This is a genomic window from Streptomyces sp. NPDC047982 (genome assembly GCF_043204165.1).
Classification (GTDB): Bacteria; Actinomycetota; Actinomycetes; order Streptomycetales; family Streptomycetaceae; genus Streptomyces.
Genome location: NZ_JBIDBS010000025.1, coordinates 38,688 through 51,657, shown reverse-complemented (window position 1 = coordinate 51,657; position 12,970 = coordinate 38,688). Strand labels below are relative to the sequence as shown.

Genomic DNA, 12,970 nt, shown 5'->3' with positions numbered 1-12,970 from the left:
GGGGCAAGGCGGTCACCGACCTGGGAGGGCACTGACGATGGCGTGGCTGCTGGTCGTGGTCGCAGGACTTCTGGAGACCGGCTTCGCCGTCTGTCTGAAGCTGTCGCACGGTTTCACCCGGCTCTGGCCGACCATCGCGTTCGCCGCGTTCGCCCTCGGCAGCTTCGGGCTGCTGACGCTGTCGCTGAAGAAACTCGACGTGGGCCCCGCGTACGCCGTGTGGACAGGCATCGGCGCGGCGGGCACCGCGATCTACGGCATGGTATTCCTCGACGACGTGGTCTCCACGCTCAAGCTGGTCTCGATCTCGCTGGTGATCGTCGGCGTCATCGGACTCCAGCTCTCGGGCTCGGCCCACTGACGCCGGGGCAGGCCCGCGCCGCCGACGCACCCCGGGAACCGTCCACGATGTGGGCGGCCACGTGGTCGTGTGGCTCCGTCCATCCGTGGTCGATACTGTGACGACATGCCCGATTACCACGATGACCTGCGGCTCGCCCATGTGCTGGCGGACGCCGCCGACGCCGCGACCATGGACCGGTTCAAGGCCCTCGACCTCGAGGTCGAGACCAAGCCGGACATGACGCCCGTGAGCGAGGCCGACAAGGCCGCCGAGGAACTGATCCGCGGTCACCTCCACCGGGCGCGCCCGCGCGACGCGATCCTGGGCGAGGAGTTCGGGATCGAGGGGAGCGGACCGCGGCGCTGGGTAGTCGACCCCATCGACGGCACCAAGAACTACGTACGCGGCGTGCCGGTGTGGGCGACGCTGATCTGTCTGATGGAGGCCGACGGCGAGGGGGACTTCCAGCCGGTGGTCGGCGTGGTCTCCGCGCCGGCGCTGAACCGGCGCTGGTGGGCGGCGAAGGGCGCCGGGGCGTACACCGGGCGCAGCCTGAGCTCCGCGACCCGGATCCAGGTGTCGAAGGTGGAGCGGGTCACGGACGCCTCGTTCGCGTACGCCTCCCTGGGCGGCTGGGAGGAGCAGGGCCGGCTCGACGGGTTCCTGGACCTGACCAGGACCTGCTGGCGCACCCGTGGATACGGGGACTTCTGGCCGTACATGATGGTTGCCGAGGGGGCGGTCGACATCTGTGCGGAGCCGGAGCTCTCGCTCTGGGACATGGCCGCGAACGCGATCGTGGTCCAGGAGGCGGGCGGCATGTTCACCAGCCTCGACGGGGTGCCGGGCCCCGGCGGCGGCAACGCGGCGGCCTCGAACGGGCTGCTCCACGACGAACTGCTCGGCTACCTCGGTCGGCGCTCCTGAGCCCCCGCAACCAGCGCCCCTGACCCCTGGTCGCGCCCCCGAGGGGCGTCCGCCCCCCGGCCACGCCCCCCGAGGGGCGTCGCGCACCACCGCGCGCCCCTCGGACGGCCCCATTCCCCCCTTGTTGCGGCCCCGCATGGGTGCGAGTCTGAGAGCCCATCCAGCTTGTGAACTTGTGAATCGACTCGCGTGGTCGCTTCACGAAGGAGGTGGCTCCCCTCATGCTCGTCCGTGACGCAATGAGCACCCTGGTCCTCACCATCGGACCGACCCATACGCTCCGCCACGCCGCCCGGCTGATGTCGGTCCGCCGCATCGGGGCGGCGGTCGTCCTCGACCAGGACAACAGCGGACTCGGCATCCTCACCGAGCGCGACATCCTCGACGCGGTCGGCTCGGGGCGGAATCCCGACATCGAGACCGCCGCCGCCCACACCACCACCGACGTGGTCTTCGCGGCCCCCACCTGGACCCTGGAGGAGGCCGCGCAGGCCATGACGCACGGCGGGTTCCGCCATTTGATCGTGCTGGACGACCGCGGCCCCGTCGGCATCGTCTCGGTCCGCGACATCCTGCGCTGCTTGACGCCCACCAGACGCCGCCAGCGCGTGAAACTCGCCGGCTGAACCCCTGGGGGCCGTCCAGCGGATCTTCACGGACCCCCACGGACCCGCGAGGACCCACCGGTCGGCCCCCAGGACGACTGACGGACCGGGCCCGGAAACCGTCGGGCCGCCCCTGGGACGACCGGTGGGCCGGGCCCCTCCGAGGAGGAGCCCGGCCCACCGCCGACGGCAGACGCCCGGATCAGCCGCGCAGGGCCTGGACCGCGGCCTCCAGGCGCTTGCCGAAGTCACCGTCCGACCGGCGGAAATTGTTGATCGCGCGCTCGGCGATGTCGTCGCGCGAGACCTTGGCGATGAACCCGGCGAGGTTGTCGATCAGCCTGCCCTTCTCGTCGTCCGAGAGGAGCCGGTAGAGGTTCCCGGCCTGGACGAAGTCGTCGTCCTCGGCGTGGCTCGGAGCCACGTGCGTACCGATCTCGCCCGTGACCGGGGTGGGCTCCCACAGCGGTCGGTCGGTCTGGGCCGGCCCGCCGAAGCTGTTCGGCTCGTAGTTCTTCGCGCCCTTGTGACGGCCGTCGTACAGGAAACCGTCGCGGCTGTACGTGCGCGCCTCGGCCGCGCGCGGGCGGTTCACCGGAAGGTGGTCGGCGTTGATGCCGACGCGGTAGCGGTGCGCGTCGCCGTAGGCGAAGAGGCGGCCCTGGAGCATCTTGTCGGGGGACGGGCCGATGCCCGGCACGAAGTGCGCGGGGCTGAAGATCGACTGCTCGACCTCGGCGAAGATGTTCTCCGGGTTGCGGTTGAGCTCCAGCTTCCCGATCTCGATCGGCGGGTAGTCCTCGTGCGGCCACACCTTGGTGAGGTCGAACGGGTTGAAGCGATACGTGGCCGCCTCGGCCGCCGGCATGATCTGGACCTGGACCGTCCAGGACGGGTATTCGCCGCGTTCGATCGCCTCGCGCAGGTCGCGCTGGTGGCTGTCGGGGTCCTCGCCGGCGAGCTTGTTGGCCTCGGCCTGGGTGAGGTTCTTGATGCCCTGGTCGGTCTTGAAGTGGTACTTGACCCAGAAGACCTCGCCCGCCTCGTTGCTCCACTGGTAGGTGTGCGAGCCGTATCCGTTCATGTGGCGGTACGAGGCCGGGATGCCGCGGTCACCGAAGAGCCAGGTCACCTGGTGGGTCGACTCGGGCGACAGGCCCCAGAAGTCCCAGACGTTGTCCGCCTCCTGCGACCCGGTGTACGGGTCGCGCTTCTGGGTGTGGATGAAGTCGGGGAACTTGATGGCGTCCTTGATGAAGAACACCGGGGTGTTGTTGCCGACGAGGTCGTAGTTGCCGTCCTCGGTGTAGAACTTCAGCGCGAAGCCGCGGGGGTCGCGCACCGCGTCCGCCGCGCCGAGGTTGCCCGCCACGGTCGAGAAGCGCAGGAACGTCTCCGTCCGCTTGCCGACCTCGGAGAGGAACTTCGCCCGCGTCCACTGCGAGACGTCGCGGGTGACCGTGAACGTGCCGTACGCGCCGGCGCCGCGGGCGTGCACGATGCGCTCCGGAATGCGCTCACGATTGAAGTGCGCGAGCTTCTCGAGCAACGACTGGTCCTGCACCAGGACCGGACCGCCGGCACCCGCGGTCTGGCTGTTCTGGTTGTCGGCGACCGGCGCCCCGGCCTCCGTGGTGAGCGGTCCCTGCGTCACGTGCGCCTCCTGCGTCGTTCCTGCACATCCGTCATGTCGTGCACAGCCAGTCCCTTGGCGTATGCCAAAGCCGATCCTACAATGGACTTAGTCCAAGTCAAGGGAACGTCCAAAGTCACACCCGTTCGGGACCTGGTCCCCCCACTGTTAGGCTTGTCTCTATGAGTGACCTGCTGGAACGACTTCGCGGACGCGGCTGGCGCATGACCGCCCAGCGGCGCGTCGTGGCCGAGGTCCTCGACGGAAACCATGTGCACCTCACGGCCGACGAGGTCCATGCGCGGGCCGTCGCCAAGCTGCCCGAGATCTCCCGCGCCACCGTCTACAACACGCTGGGTGAGATGGTGGCGCTCGGCGAGGTCATCGAGGTCTCCACCGACCGCCGCGCCAAGCGCTACGACCCGAACGCGCACCGCCCCCACCACCACCTGGTCTGCGCGAACTGCGGCACCATCCGCGACGTGCACCCGTCGGGCGACCCGCTGGCGGACCTGCCCACGGACGAGCGGTTCGGATTCACGGTGTCCGACGTCGAGGTGACCTACCGCGGCATCTGCCCGGGCTGCGCGGCCGGGGCCTGACCCCCCGCTCCCCCGCCCGGCGCTCCCGCTCCCCGGAGGGCTCCGGCACGTGCTCCCGCGTGCGCCGGGCCCTCCGTGCGATGCGCGTGAGCGGAGACCGAACGCGCCCCGCGCGACGGCGCACGCGCCTGCGAGCATCGGTCCGGCAGGGCGCGAAAAGGGCGGTGAACACGGAAGGCCGGATCCTTCAAAGGATCCGGCCTTCCGTATGCAGTAGCGGGGACAGGATTTGAACCTGCGACCTCTGGGTTATGAGCCCAGCGAGCTACCGAGCTGCTCCACCCCGCGTCGTTGTGCCTACAACAGTACGTCACCGCTCAGGACCCGTGCAAATCGGATCCGGCGCAACGGGCGCCCCGGCCACCCGGTCCCGAGGAATCGACGGCACCCGGCCCGGCTCCCCGGTGCCGGGCCGCCGCCTCACGCGGTGAGCTCCTGGTGCAATGCCTCCCGCAACCGGGCGGCCCGCTCGGCGACCTCGGCCGGCCCCAGCGCGACCGCCCGCGCGCACCAGCGCTGCCCCTCCGTGAGTTCGCCCCGGCGCGCGGCCAGCAGGGCGAGCCGCAGGGCCGCCCGCCCGTGCCCGTCGTTCGCGGCCCGCGTCCACCACAGCGCGGCCTCCCGCTCGCTGCCCTCGCGGGCGAGCAGCAGCCCGAGGTTGAAGGCGCCGTTGCGGCTGCCCGCCTCGGCGGCCTCGCGGTACCAGTGGGCCGCGCTGTCCACGTCGCCGCGCGCCGCCGCGAGCATCCCGACCCGTACTTGCGCGCGGCGGTGCCCCTGCTCGGCGGCCCGCTCGTACCACTCCTCGCACTCGGTCTTCACCGGCATCGGCTCACCGAGCGCGGGCGGGCCGGGCGGCCGCCGCGAGTCCAGCACCCCGGCCAGCCGGAAGGCGGCCTCCGCGCTGCCGCCCCCGGCGGCGCAGCGCAGATGGCGTTCGGCCTCCAGCTCCTCGCCCCGGTGCAGCAGAGCCATGCCGACCTGGAGCGCGGCCTCCGTGTGACCGGCCGCCGCGGCGCGCTCGTACCAGACCAGTGCCGTACGGTCCTCGCCGCGCCCGGAGTACAGGATGCCGAGGTTGAAGGCCGCGTCGACACTGCCCGCCTCGGCCGCCTTGGAGAACCAGGGCTCGGCGCCCGTCGCGTCGCCCGCCTGGAGCAGGAGCACGGCCAGCGCGTTGGCGGCCTCGCGGTGCCCCGCGTAGGCGGCGCGGCGGTACCACTGCTCGGCCTGTGCCGTACGGTCCTGGGCCGCGCAGAGCAGCCCCAGGTTGTAGGCGCCGTTGACGTCGCCCGCGGTCATGGCGGCTCGGTACCAGCGCTCGGCGGTCTGCTGCTCACCCCGCGCGGCGTGCAGGGCGCCCAGGGCGTTGGCCGCGTTCCCGTCGCCGTCCTGGGCTGCGCGCAGCCACCACACGGCGGCGCTCTCCACGTCCCCCGCATCGCGCAGCAGGAAACCGAGGGCGCAGGCGGCGCGCGGCTCTCCCGCCTTCGCCGAGATCAGGTACCAGCGGCCCGCCTCCTTGGGCTCGCCGCGCTGTTCCAGGAGGGCCCCGAGGCGCAGCGCGGCACGCCGGTGGCCGCGCGCGGCGGCCTGCCGGTACCACTGCTCCGCCTCGCCCGCCCGGCCGGCCGTGTGGCCCGCCGGGCCACCGCCCTTGCGCACCGCGAAGCCGCCCGTGGCCCCCGGGCGCACCGAAGTGGCGTGGCGCGGGCCCTGACGGCCGAAGCGGTCGTACGGGTCGTCGTCGGGGTCGGGATCCGGGTCCAGCATCCGCGCCAGGCGGTACGCGGCCTCCCGGTGTCCCTGCTCGGCGGCGGCGCGCAGCCAGCGCTCGGCCCCCTCGTCGCTCCGGTGCTCCAGCAGGTCGGCGAGGGCGTACGCGCCCAGCGCGTGGCCCTGCTCGGCGGACTGCCGCAGCCAGTACTCGGCGCCCGGTTCGTCCCCGCGCTCGCGGTAGTAGCGGCCGAGGGCGTGCGCGGCGGCGGCGGACCCCGCGACGGCCGCGACGCGCCACCAGTCGGCGGCCTCGTCGGTGTACCCGCGCTGGTGGAGGAGGACGCCCAGGTTGTTGGCGGCGGCCCGGTCGCCGTCGGCCGTGGCGGCGCGCAGATAGGGCTCGGCCCCGTCCAGGTCGCCGCGCCGCAGCAGCAGGGCGCCGAGGGTGCTCATCGACGTGGTGTCACCGGCGTCGGCGGCGCGGCGGTGGCGCGCCTCGTGCTCGTCGCTCCCCGGGGTCTCCGCCGGGTCCTGGTCCACCGGATCCCTGGAGACGTGCCCGGCGCCGCACGTCCCGGCGCCCTCGAAGCCCGTACGGGTTCCGGTGGCCTCGGGGCCCTTCCCCGTCCCGGGGCCGTCAAGACCCTCCCGGGACCCGGTGTCCTCCAGGCGCTCCGGCGTCCCGTGGGCCCCGGAGCGCTCCGCGGCGGCCGGGCCTCCCGTGCTCTCCGTACCCGCTGCGTTCCCTGTCTCCGTGTTCTCGACGGTCGCGGCACACCCCGCAGTCTCGACAGTCCCCGTGGCCTCAGTGGTTTCGCTGTTCTCGCTGTTCTCGCTGTTTACGGTGGCAACATCAAAAGCCGCATTCACCACGCTATCCGGCCGATGAACGCGGCGCTGCACAAACCGCCCTGTCTCCAACAGAGTTGCCCTGTCCCCCATAAATATCATCGTCGCACCACCCGCACCCCGTGCACACTGGTATACCGCGGCCAGTGAGGTCACTTCAGCGTTTTGTCGACATGCCCACAGAGAGACAAGTCAAACACGTTCGGGCTCAACTCGCGCCCTGAGAACGGCTCTTCACCCGCACCACACGAGAAAGTCACACGACATGACGAAGGCCCGGATCCTCGAAAGAATCCGGGCCTTCGTCTTCCAGTAGCGGGGACAGGATTTGAACCTGCGACCTCTGGGTTATGAGCCCAGCGAGCTACCGAGCTGCTCCACCCCGCGTCGTCGTGTAGGAACACTACCACGACGCGGGGCGGAGCCATTACCGGGTTGTCCGGACGGGAAGCCCGTACCGTCAGCCGGTGCCGCCGTCCGGCTTCGCTTCGCCGCCGTCGCCCGGCTTCGAACCGCCGCCGCTGTCCGGCTTCGCGCTGCGCTCGCCGGAATCGCCCGAACGGTCCGCGTCATTCGCGCCGCCCGACTTGGGCTGGGCCGCCGCCGCTCGCTCCAGCGCGTTCTGGAGCTCCGCCTGGGCCTTGCCGTAGGCGGTCCAGTCCTGCTTCTTCAGGGCTTCCTCGCCCGCCGTGTACGCCTTCTGCGCGTCGGCGATCGCCTTCTTCAGCGCTGCCTCACCGGTGGCCGGCGGCTGAGTGGTCTCGCCCGGCGGCCGGGTGGTCTCCTCGGGCGGCGTCTCGCCCGTCACCCCGAAGACCTCGTTGAGCGCCTCCCCGAGGCTGTTCTTGAAGACGGTCTTCGACCCGTACGAGGCGGCGACCTTGCGCAGCAGCGGGTAGTTCTGTGTGCCACCGCGGGTGTACACCGGCTCGATGTAGAGGAACCCGCCTTCGAGCGGCACGGTCAGCAGGTTGCCGTACTCGATGTCGGAGTCGGTGCCCTTGAGGTTCCTCACGAACTCGGCGACGTCGTCATTGCCGTTGAGCTCGCTCTGCACCTGGCCGGGGCCCTTCACCGTGGTGGTGACTCTGAGCAGTCTTATCGTTCCGTAGTCCTTGCTGGCGGCGTCCGCGTCCACCGCCATGAACGCTCCGAGGTCGGGACGCCCCTTCGGTGTGAACGTGGTCGTCAGCGAGAACTTCTGGGCCGACTGGCCCGGCATCTTTATGCTCAGGTAGTACGGCGGGACGGCGCCCGAGTCCTTGTTGGTCGGGTCGTCCGGCACCTGCCACGCGTCACTGCCGCTGTAGAACTGGGCGGGGTTCGTGACGTGGTAGCGGGTGAGCAGCTCGCGCTGGACCTTGAACAGGTCCTGCGGGTAGCGCAGGTGTTCCACCAGTTCCTGCGGGATGTCCGCCCTGGACTCCACCGTTCCGGGGAACGCCTTGCGCCAGGTCTTGAGGACCGGGTCCTTGGTGTCCCACTCGTAGAGCTTCACCGTGCCGTCGTACGCGTCGACGGTGGCCTTCACGGAGTTGCGGATGTAGTTGACCTGGTTCTGCTGAGCGACGACCGCGCGCTGGTTGGTGGTCAGCGAGTCGGCCGTGGTGTCGCCGAGCGTGGTCCGCGAGGCGTAGGGGTAGCTGTTGGTGGTGGTGTACGCGTCGACGACCCACTGGATGCGGCCCTTCACCACGGCCGGGTAGGCGTCGCCGTCGATGGTGAGCCACGGGGCAACCGCCTCGACGCGCTCCTTGGGCGTGCGGTTGTAGAGGATCCGCGAGCCGTCACCGATGGCTCCCGAGTAGAGGATCTGCGGCTCGCTGAACGCCACCGCGTACGCCGCGCGGTTGAAGGTGTTGGAGAGGCTGACCCCGCTGTTGCCCTGGTAGCTGGTGGTCTTCTCGCCGTCCTCCTCGTAGTCGAGCTCCTTCTGGGGCCCGCCGACGATGGAGTACTGCTCGGTCTTCTCGCCGTAGTAGATCCGCTGCTCGTACGAGCCCAGGTCACCCGTGGTCGGCAGGCCCGACTCCGTGAAGTCCGGGGAACCCTTCGGGTTCTTGCCCGTCGTCGTGCCCCGGGCCGCGATGGCGCCGTAACCGTGGGTGTAGGTGAAGTGGTCGTTGATCCAGTTGCGCTTGGGGATGCCGTCGAGGTTCAGCTCGCGCAGACCGATGACCGTGTCCTGGTCCTTGCCGGCGGCGTCCTTGTAACGGTCCACGTCCAGCGTCTTGGGGAACTGGTAGTAGTTCCTCTTCTGTTGGAGCTGCTGGAAGGCCGGTGAGACGACGTTCGGGTCCATCACCCGGTAGCTGGCGGCGGTGTCCGCGCTCGCGCGCAGCTTGGCGTCGTCCTCCGTCGTGCTCTTGCCCGAGTAGTCCTGCACCTGCGCCCGGTCGATGTCGTACGCGTCACGCGTCGCCTCGATGTTCTTCCGGATGAACGGTGCTTCCTTGGCCTGCTCGTTCGGCTGGACCTGGAACTTCTGCACGATGGCCGGGTACAGCCCGCCGATCAGGATCGCCGAGAGCACCATCAGGCCGAAGCCGATCATCGGAAGCTGCCAGGTGCGGCGCCAGAGCGTCGCGAAGAAGAGCAGGGCGCAGATCGCGGCGATGCAGAACAGGATGGTCTTCGCCGGGAGGTAGGCGTTGGCGTCGACGTATCGCAGACCCGTCCAGTTGTCCGTGGCCTTGAAGTCGCTGGACTTCACGGCCAGGCCGTAGCGGTCGAGCCAGTACGCCACGGCCTTCAGCGAGACGAAGACACCGATCAGCACCGACAGATGCCCGGTGGCCGCGCCGGTCGCCCGCGCGCCGGGGCTGGTGATGCGGAGCCCGCCGTACAGGTAGTGGGTCAGCGCGGCGGCGATCAGTGAGAGCACCGTGGCCGCGAAGCCGAAGCCCAGCAGGAAGCGGTACCAGGGCAGGTCGAAGGCGTAGAAGGAGACGTCCAGGTGGAACTGGGGGTCCTTCTGACCGAAGGCCACGCCGTTCACATACGTCAGCCAGGTGCGCCACTGCCCGGAGGCGGACGCTCCGGCGATCAGTCCGACGAGCACGGCGATCGCGAGCAGCACCCACTTCTTTACGGGGGCGAGACTCATCCGGTAGCGGTCCAGGCTCTGCTGCTCCAGCGACATCGCGCTCAGCGGCGGCCGGAGCCGGTGCGCGAGCCAGATGTTCAGGCCGACGACGAGCGCCATCAGCAGTCCGAAGACGAGGAACAGTCCGATCTTGGTCCACAGGGTGGTGGTGAAGACGGACGAGTACGAGACCGACCGGTACCAGAGCCAGTCCGTCCAGAACCCGGCGAACATGACGAACGCCATGGCGAGGACCGCCAGGACGCCCAGTGTCATGAGCAGGGTACGGGCGCGCCGGGACGGGCGGCCGACTCTGATCCGTGGCCCGGTCGGGCCTCCGCCGCGGTCCGGCATCTGGAAAGCCAACGTGCGCACCTCGTAGTTCGCGGGTCGTATGAAGCGGGCCCCAGCGATCGTAGGACCCACCTATGCAACTTACTGACCCTTTACCTAGTTCCCGACCCCGGGGCGGAAGGAGGCAGGATATTGGTCATGCCCAACGTTTCCGCCTCAGGCCCCCCGATGGCCGCGAACCCCCTCACCGTCGCCGTGCTCGAGATCGACGAGTACGCCTCCGGTCTCGGCTGGGACCAGCCCTCCCGGCTCTTCGCCCTCGTCGACACCGCCCGGCTGCGGGTCCAGGAGCCCGGCCTCGCCGCCCAGCTCGGCCTGGACTCCGACACCCCGGCCTCCTCCCTCACCCCCATCGAGCAGGAGGAGCTCCCGGCGGGCACCGCCCTGGACGACTTCCTCGCCACGATCGCCTGGCCCGACGCGGTGGCCGGCTGTGCGCTGACCGTGGAACGGCTGATGCTGCCGCCGTCGGCCGAGGTGTCCGTGCCCGAGGGGCTCGACGAGGCCCAGCTGGCCAAGTGGGTCGCGAAGCACCCGGAGCGCCAGGAGGTGCGGATGACCGTGGCCGCCCTCCGGGACGGTTCGCGCGAGTGCGCCGTGCGCCTGCGCGAGAAGGACTCGCCGAGCGAGGTGCGGACGGGCGCCGGCCTGGTGCCCGGGCTGGCCGACGCACTGGCCGCGACCTTCGAGGACTGATCCGCCCCGCCCCTTCGGGGAGCGCGGCCGCCCGCGCGGGACGCGGTCAGCCTGCCGAGCAGCTCGGCAGACCGGCCGTGTCCCCCTTCTCGATCTTCTCCAGCGACTTCCTCGCGTCGTCGAGCGTCTTCACCTTGACCAGCGTGAGTCCGTCCGGGGTGTCGGAGGCGGCGGCCTCGCAGTTCTCGGCCGGGGTCAGGAAGTAGCGCGCTCCCGCGTCGCGCGCGCCGACCAGTTTCATGGTGATACCGCCGATCGGGCCGACCTTGCCCTTGTCGTCGATCGTGCCGGTGCCCGCGATGAACTTGCCGCCGGTCAGATCGGTCGGCGTCAGCTTGTCGATGAGGCCGAGGGAGAACATCAGGCCGGCGCTCGGACCGCCGACATCGGCGAGCTCGATGTCGATCCGGAACGGGAACGTGTGGTCCGTCCCGGCCTGGATGCCGACGATCGCGCGCTTGTCCCCCGGGGCCTTCGCGGTGGTGATGACGACCTTCCGGCTGCCCTCGGGCTCCTTGCCGGCCTTCTCGGCCGCCTGCGCCGTCTTCGCCGGGACGATCGTGAACGTGACGTCCTCGCCGGGCTCGTGCCGGGTGACGAGCTTCGCGACGTCCTCGGGCTGCTTGACGTCCGTGCCGTCGACCTTCTTGATCACATCTCCGGCGTGCAGTCTGCCCTGGGCGGGGCTGTCCTTGACAACGGTGGAGACCACGACACGCGACGCCACCGGGATGCCCAGTTCGTTCAGGGCGGCGACCTTGGCGCTCTCCTGTGACTGGCTGAACTCCTCGGCGTTCTCCTGCGTGGACTGCTGCTCCGTCTTGCCGTCGGGGTAGAGGGTGTCGTGCGGCACCACCACGCCGTCGTGGGACAGCCAGCCGTACATGGCGCCGACCAGGTTCATGCGGTAGTCGGCGCCGGTGACCCTGACGGTGGTCATGTTGAGGTTGCCCGACGTGGGATACGTCTTGCGCCCGGAGATCTGCAGGACCGGCTCGCCCTTGACCTTGCCGAGGGTGTTCACGGTCGGCCCGGGAGACATCTCCGAGTACGGCACCTTGATCAGCAGGCCCGCGCAGAGCAGCGCGATGAGGATCAGGGCGGCGGCGAGCATCGTCGCGGTGCGGCGTGGCATGGAACGACAGTACGGGAAGGGTCTGTCAGTGCGCCCTCGGGCTCGATGCCATGGGGCGGAAGCCGGTGCGCTACGGCCCTGCGGGGCACTGACGGTCGGCGACGCGGATGGGCGACTGCGCATGTCGCGACGGCGACCGCGTACGGGCGACGGGGCATCAGACGATGTCGGAACCGGAATGCGATTTCTCCATCGCTTCGCGGAACCGCGCGTACCCGGCCAGCTCCGAGACATCACCGGCTGTGTGATCACGGGTGACCCAGCTGCCCCATATCGCCGCACCGAGCGCGGCGAAAAACGGAATCAACAACCAGGCGAGTGCCGCCATGACGACCTCCCTGCCCCATGAGCGACCGCAACTGACCGATCAGCAGATTAACTGTCTGCAGGGACCACGCTCAGGGCAGGGAGCCCCTTACGCAAATCGGGGCGGACAACCACTCGATCGGCTTGCGCTCAGCACGCGCCGACCCATTCCTCGGTGCCGTCCGAGAACCGCTGGTGCTTCCAGATCGGGACCTCGCTCTTGAGGTCGTCGATGAGCTTGCGGCACGCCTCGAACGCCTCCGCGCGATGCGGGCAGGAGACGGCGACGACGACTGCGGTATCACCCACTCGGAGGTCACCCACACGGTGGACGGCGGCAAGCGCTCGGACCGGGAACTCCGCCACGACCTTCTCGGCCACTCGGCGCAGCTCGGCCTGCGCCGACGGATGGCAGGAGTATCCGAGCGCGCTGACGTCCTGACCGCCGTCGTGGTTGCGCACCGTGCCGACGAACAGCGCGGTGCCTCCCGCGGCGTCGTCGCCGACGGCCCGCAGGACCTCGTCGACCGACAACGACGTGTCGCGGATCGCCAGCAGCCGGACGGGTGCGGGCGCCGCCCGCTCGCCGGGGTGGTCGTGCATGGGAACCATGGGCCCATGGTGCCGCACCGCACCGACAAAGGGGATCGCTCATGCGACGTCGGTCCGCGTGGTGCCGGAGCCGTGTACCGACCTCCTCGCCGCGGAGAGCCCCG

Annotated in this window: 11 protein-coding genes and 2 tRNA genes; 5 read left to right on the top strand and 8 right to left on the bottom strand. The window is 70.3% G+C overall.

Annotated elements, in window-relative coordinates; all coding sequences use genetic code 11:
• Positions 1-37: 37 nt before the first annotated feature.
• The 3 genes from ACGF2V_RS26635 (at position 38) to ACGF2V_RS26625 (ending at position 1,896) form a co-directional block, all read left to right on the top strand.
• The gene (locus ACGF2V_RS26635; protein ID WP_362630450.1) at positions 38-361 is read left to right on the top strand and encodes a multidrug efflux SMR transporter; all 324 of its coding nucleotides are present in this window, start codon (positions 38-40) and stop codon (positions 359-361) included.
• A 105-nt stretch (positions 362-466) separates the two neighbouring features.
• Positions 467-1,270: a histidinol-phosphatase gene (gene hisN / locus ACGF2V_RS26630; protein WP_362708975.1), complete on the top strand. Its 804-nt coding sequence runs from the start codon at positions 467-469 to the stop codon at positions 1,268-1,270.
• A 221-nt stretch (positions 1,271-1,491) separates the two neighbouring features.
• Positions 1,492-1,896 carry a CBS domain-containing protein gene (locus ACGF2V_RS26625; protein ID WP_362630444.1) on the top strand — a complete coding sequence of 135 codons (405 nt, stop codon included), beginning with the start codon at positions 1,492-1,494 and terminating at the stop codon, positions 1,894-1,896.
• A gap of 181 nt (positions 1,897-2,077) precedes the next feature.
• Here ACGF2V_RS26625 and ACGF2V_RS26620 read toward each other — a convergent pair whose 3' ends face one another.
• Positions 2,078-3,529: a catalase gene (locus tag ACGF2V_RS26620; RefSeq protein ID WP_362630441.1), complete on the bottom strand. Its 1,452-nt coding sequence runs from the start codon at positions 3,527-3,529 to the stop codon at positions 2,078-2,080.
• A 161-nt stretch (positions 3,530-3,690) separates the two neighbouring features.
• Between ACGF2V_RS26620 and ACGF2V_RS26615 the strand changes: the two genes are divergently transcribed.
• Entirely contained in the window at positions 3,691-4,110 is a 420-nt protein-coding gene (locus tag ACGF2V_RS26615) for a Fur family transcriptional regulator (protein WP_362630438.1), read from the top strand.
• 214 nt (positions 4,111-4,324) lie between these two features.
• On the opposite strand, the gene ACGF2V_RS26610 is transcribed toward ACGF2V_RS26615, so the two are convergent.
• The 4 genes from ACGF2V_RS26610 to ACGF2V_RS26595 form a co-directional block, all read right to left on the bottom strand.
• Positions 4,325-4,398 (bottom strand) — tRNA-Met (locus tag ACGF2V_RS26610).
• A gap of 132 nt (positions 4,399-4,530) precedes the next feature.
• The gene (locus ACGF2V_RS26605; RefSeq protein WP_362708978.1) at positions 4,531-6,780 is read right to left on the bottom strand and encodes a tetratricopeptide repeat protein; all 2,250 of its coding nucleotides are present in this window, start codon (positions 6,778-6,780) and stop codon (positions 4,531-4,533) included.
• 211 nt (positions 6,781-6,991) lie between these two features.
• Positions 6,992-7,065: transfer RNA gene (locus tag ACGF2V_RS26600), tRNA-Met, on the bottom strand.
• A gap of 73 nt (positions 7,066-7,138) precedes the next feature.
• On the bottom strand, positions 7,139-10,117 hold the full coding sequence (locus tag ACGF2V_RS26595) for a UPF0182 family protein (protein ID WP_362629916.1): 2,979 nt from the start codon (positions 10,115-10,117) through the stop codon (positions 7,139-7,141).
• A 138-nt stretch (positions 10,118-10,255) separates the two neighbouring features.
• Between ACGF2V_RS26595 and ACGF2V_RS26590 the strand changes: the two genes are divergently transcribed.
• The gene (locus ACGF2V_RS26590) at positions 10,256-10,813 is read left to right on the top strand and encodes a PPA1309 family protein (RefSeq protein ID WP_362629876.1); all 558 of its coding nucleotides are present in this window, start codon (positions 10,256-10,258) and stop codon (positions 10,811-10,813) included.
• A 46-nt stretch (positions 10,814-10,859) separates the two neighbouring features.
• On the opposite strand, the gene ACGF2V_RS26585 is transcribed toward ACGF2V_RS26590, so the two are convergent.
• The 3 genes from ACGF2V_RS26585 to ACGF2V_RS26575 all read right to left on the bottom strand — a co-directional run bounded on the left by ACGF2V_RS26585 (position 10,860) and on the right by ACGF2V_RS26575 (position 12,866).
• Complete coding sequence (locus tag ACGF2V_RS26585) at positions 10,860-11,948, bottom strand: PDZ domain-containing protein (protein ID WP_362708980.1); 1,089 nt, start codon at positions 11,946-11,948, stop codon at positions 10,860-10,862.
• Positions 11,949-12,105: 157 nt separating this feature from the next.
• Positions 12,106-12,276 (bottom strand): hypothetical protein, encoded by a 171-nt coding sequence (locus ACGF2V_RS26580; protein WP_362629882.1) that lies wholly within the window; start codon positions 12,274-12,276, stop codon positions 12,106-12,108.
• A 128-nt stretch (positions 12,277-12,404) separates the two neighbouring features.
• The gene (locus ACGF2V_RS26575) at positions 12,405-12,866 is read right to left on the bottom strand and encodes a molybdenum cofactor biosynthesis protein MoaE (protein WP_362629885.1); all 462 of its coding nucleotides are present in this window, start codon (positions 12,864-12,866) and stop codon (positions 12,405-12,407) included.
• Positions 12,867-12,970 lie beyond the last annotated feature (104 nt).

Excerpts from the sequence above, each read along its gene's own strand:
- ACGF2V_RS26635 (WP_362630450.1), top strand. The coding sequence starts at position 38 with ATGGCGTGGCTGCTGGTCGTGGTCGCAGGACTTCTGGAGACCGGCTTC.
- hisN (WP_362708975.1), top strand. The coding sequence starts at position 467 with ATGCCCGATTACCACGATGACCTGCGGCTCGCCCATGTGCTGGCGGAC.
- ACGF2V_RS26625 (WP_362630444.1), top strand. The coding sequence starts at position 1,492 with ATGCTCGTCCGTGACGCAATGAGCACCCTGGTCCTCACCATCGGACCG.
- ACGF2V_RS26615 (WP_362630438.1), top strand. The coding sequence starts at position 3,691 with ATGAGTGACCTGCTGGAACGACTTCGCGGACGCGGCTGGCGCATGACC.
- ACGF2V_RS26605 (WP_362708978.1), bottom strand. The coding sequence starts at position 6,780 with ATGATATTTATGGGGGACAGGGCAACTCTGTTGGAGACAGGGCGGTTT.
- ACGF2V_RS26595 (WP_362629916.1), bottom strand. The coding sequence starts at position 10,117 with ATGCCGGACCGCGGCGGAGGCCCGACCGGGCCACGGATCAGAGTCGGC.
- ACGF2V_RS26590 (WP_362629876.1), top strand. The coding sequence starts at position 10,256 with ATGCCCAACGTTTCCGCCTCAGGCCCCCCGATGGCCGCGAACCCCCTC.
- ACGF2V_RS26585 (WP_362708980.1), bottom strand. The coding sequence starts at position 11,948 with ATGCCACGCCGCACCGCGACGATGCTCGCCGCCGCCCTGATCCTCATC.
- ACGF2V_RS26580 (WP_362629882.1), bottom strand. The coding sequence starts at position 12,276 with ATGGCGGCACTCGCCTGGTTGTTGATTCCGTTTTTCGCCGCGCTCGGT.
- ACGF2V_RS26575 (WP_362629885.1), bottom strand. The coding sequence starts at position 12,866 with ATGGTTCCCATGCACGACCACCCCGGCGAGCGGGCGGCGCCCGCACCC.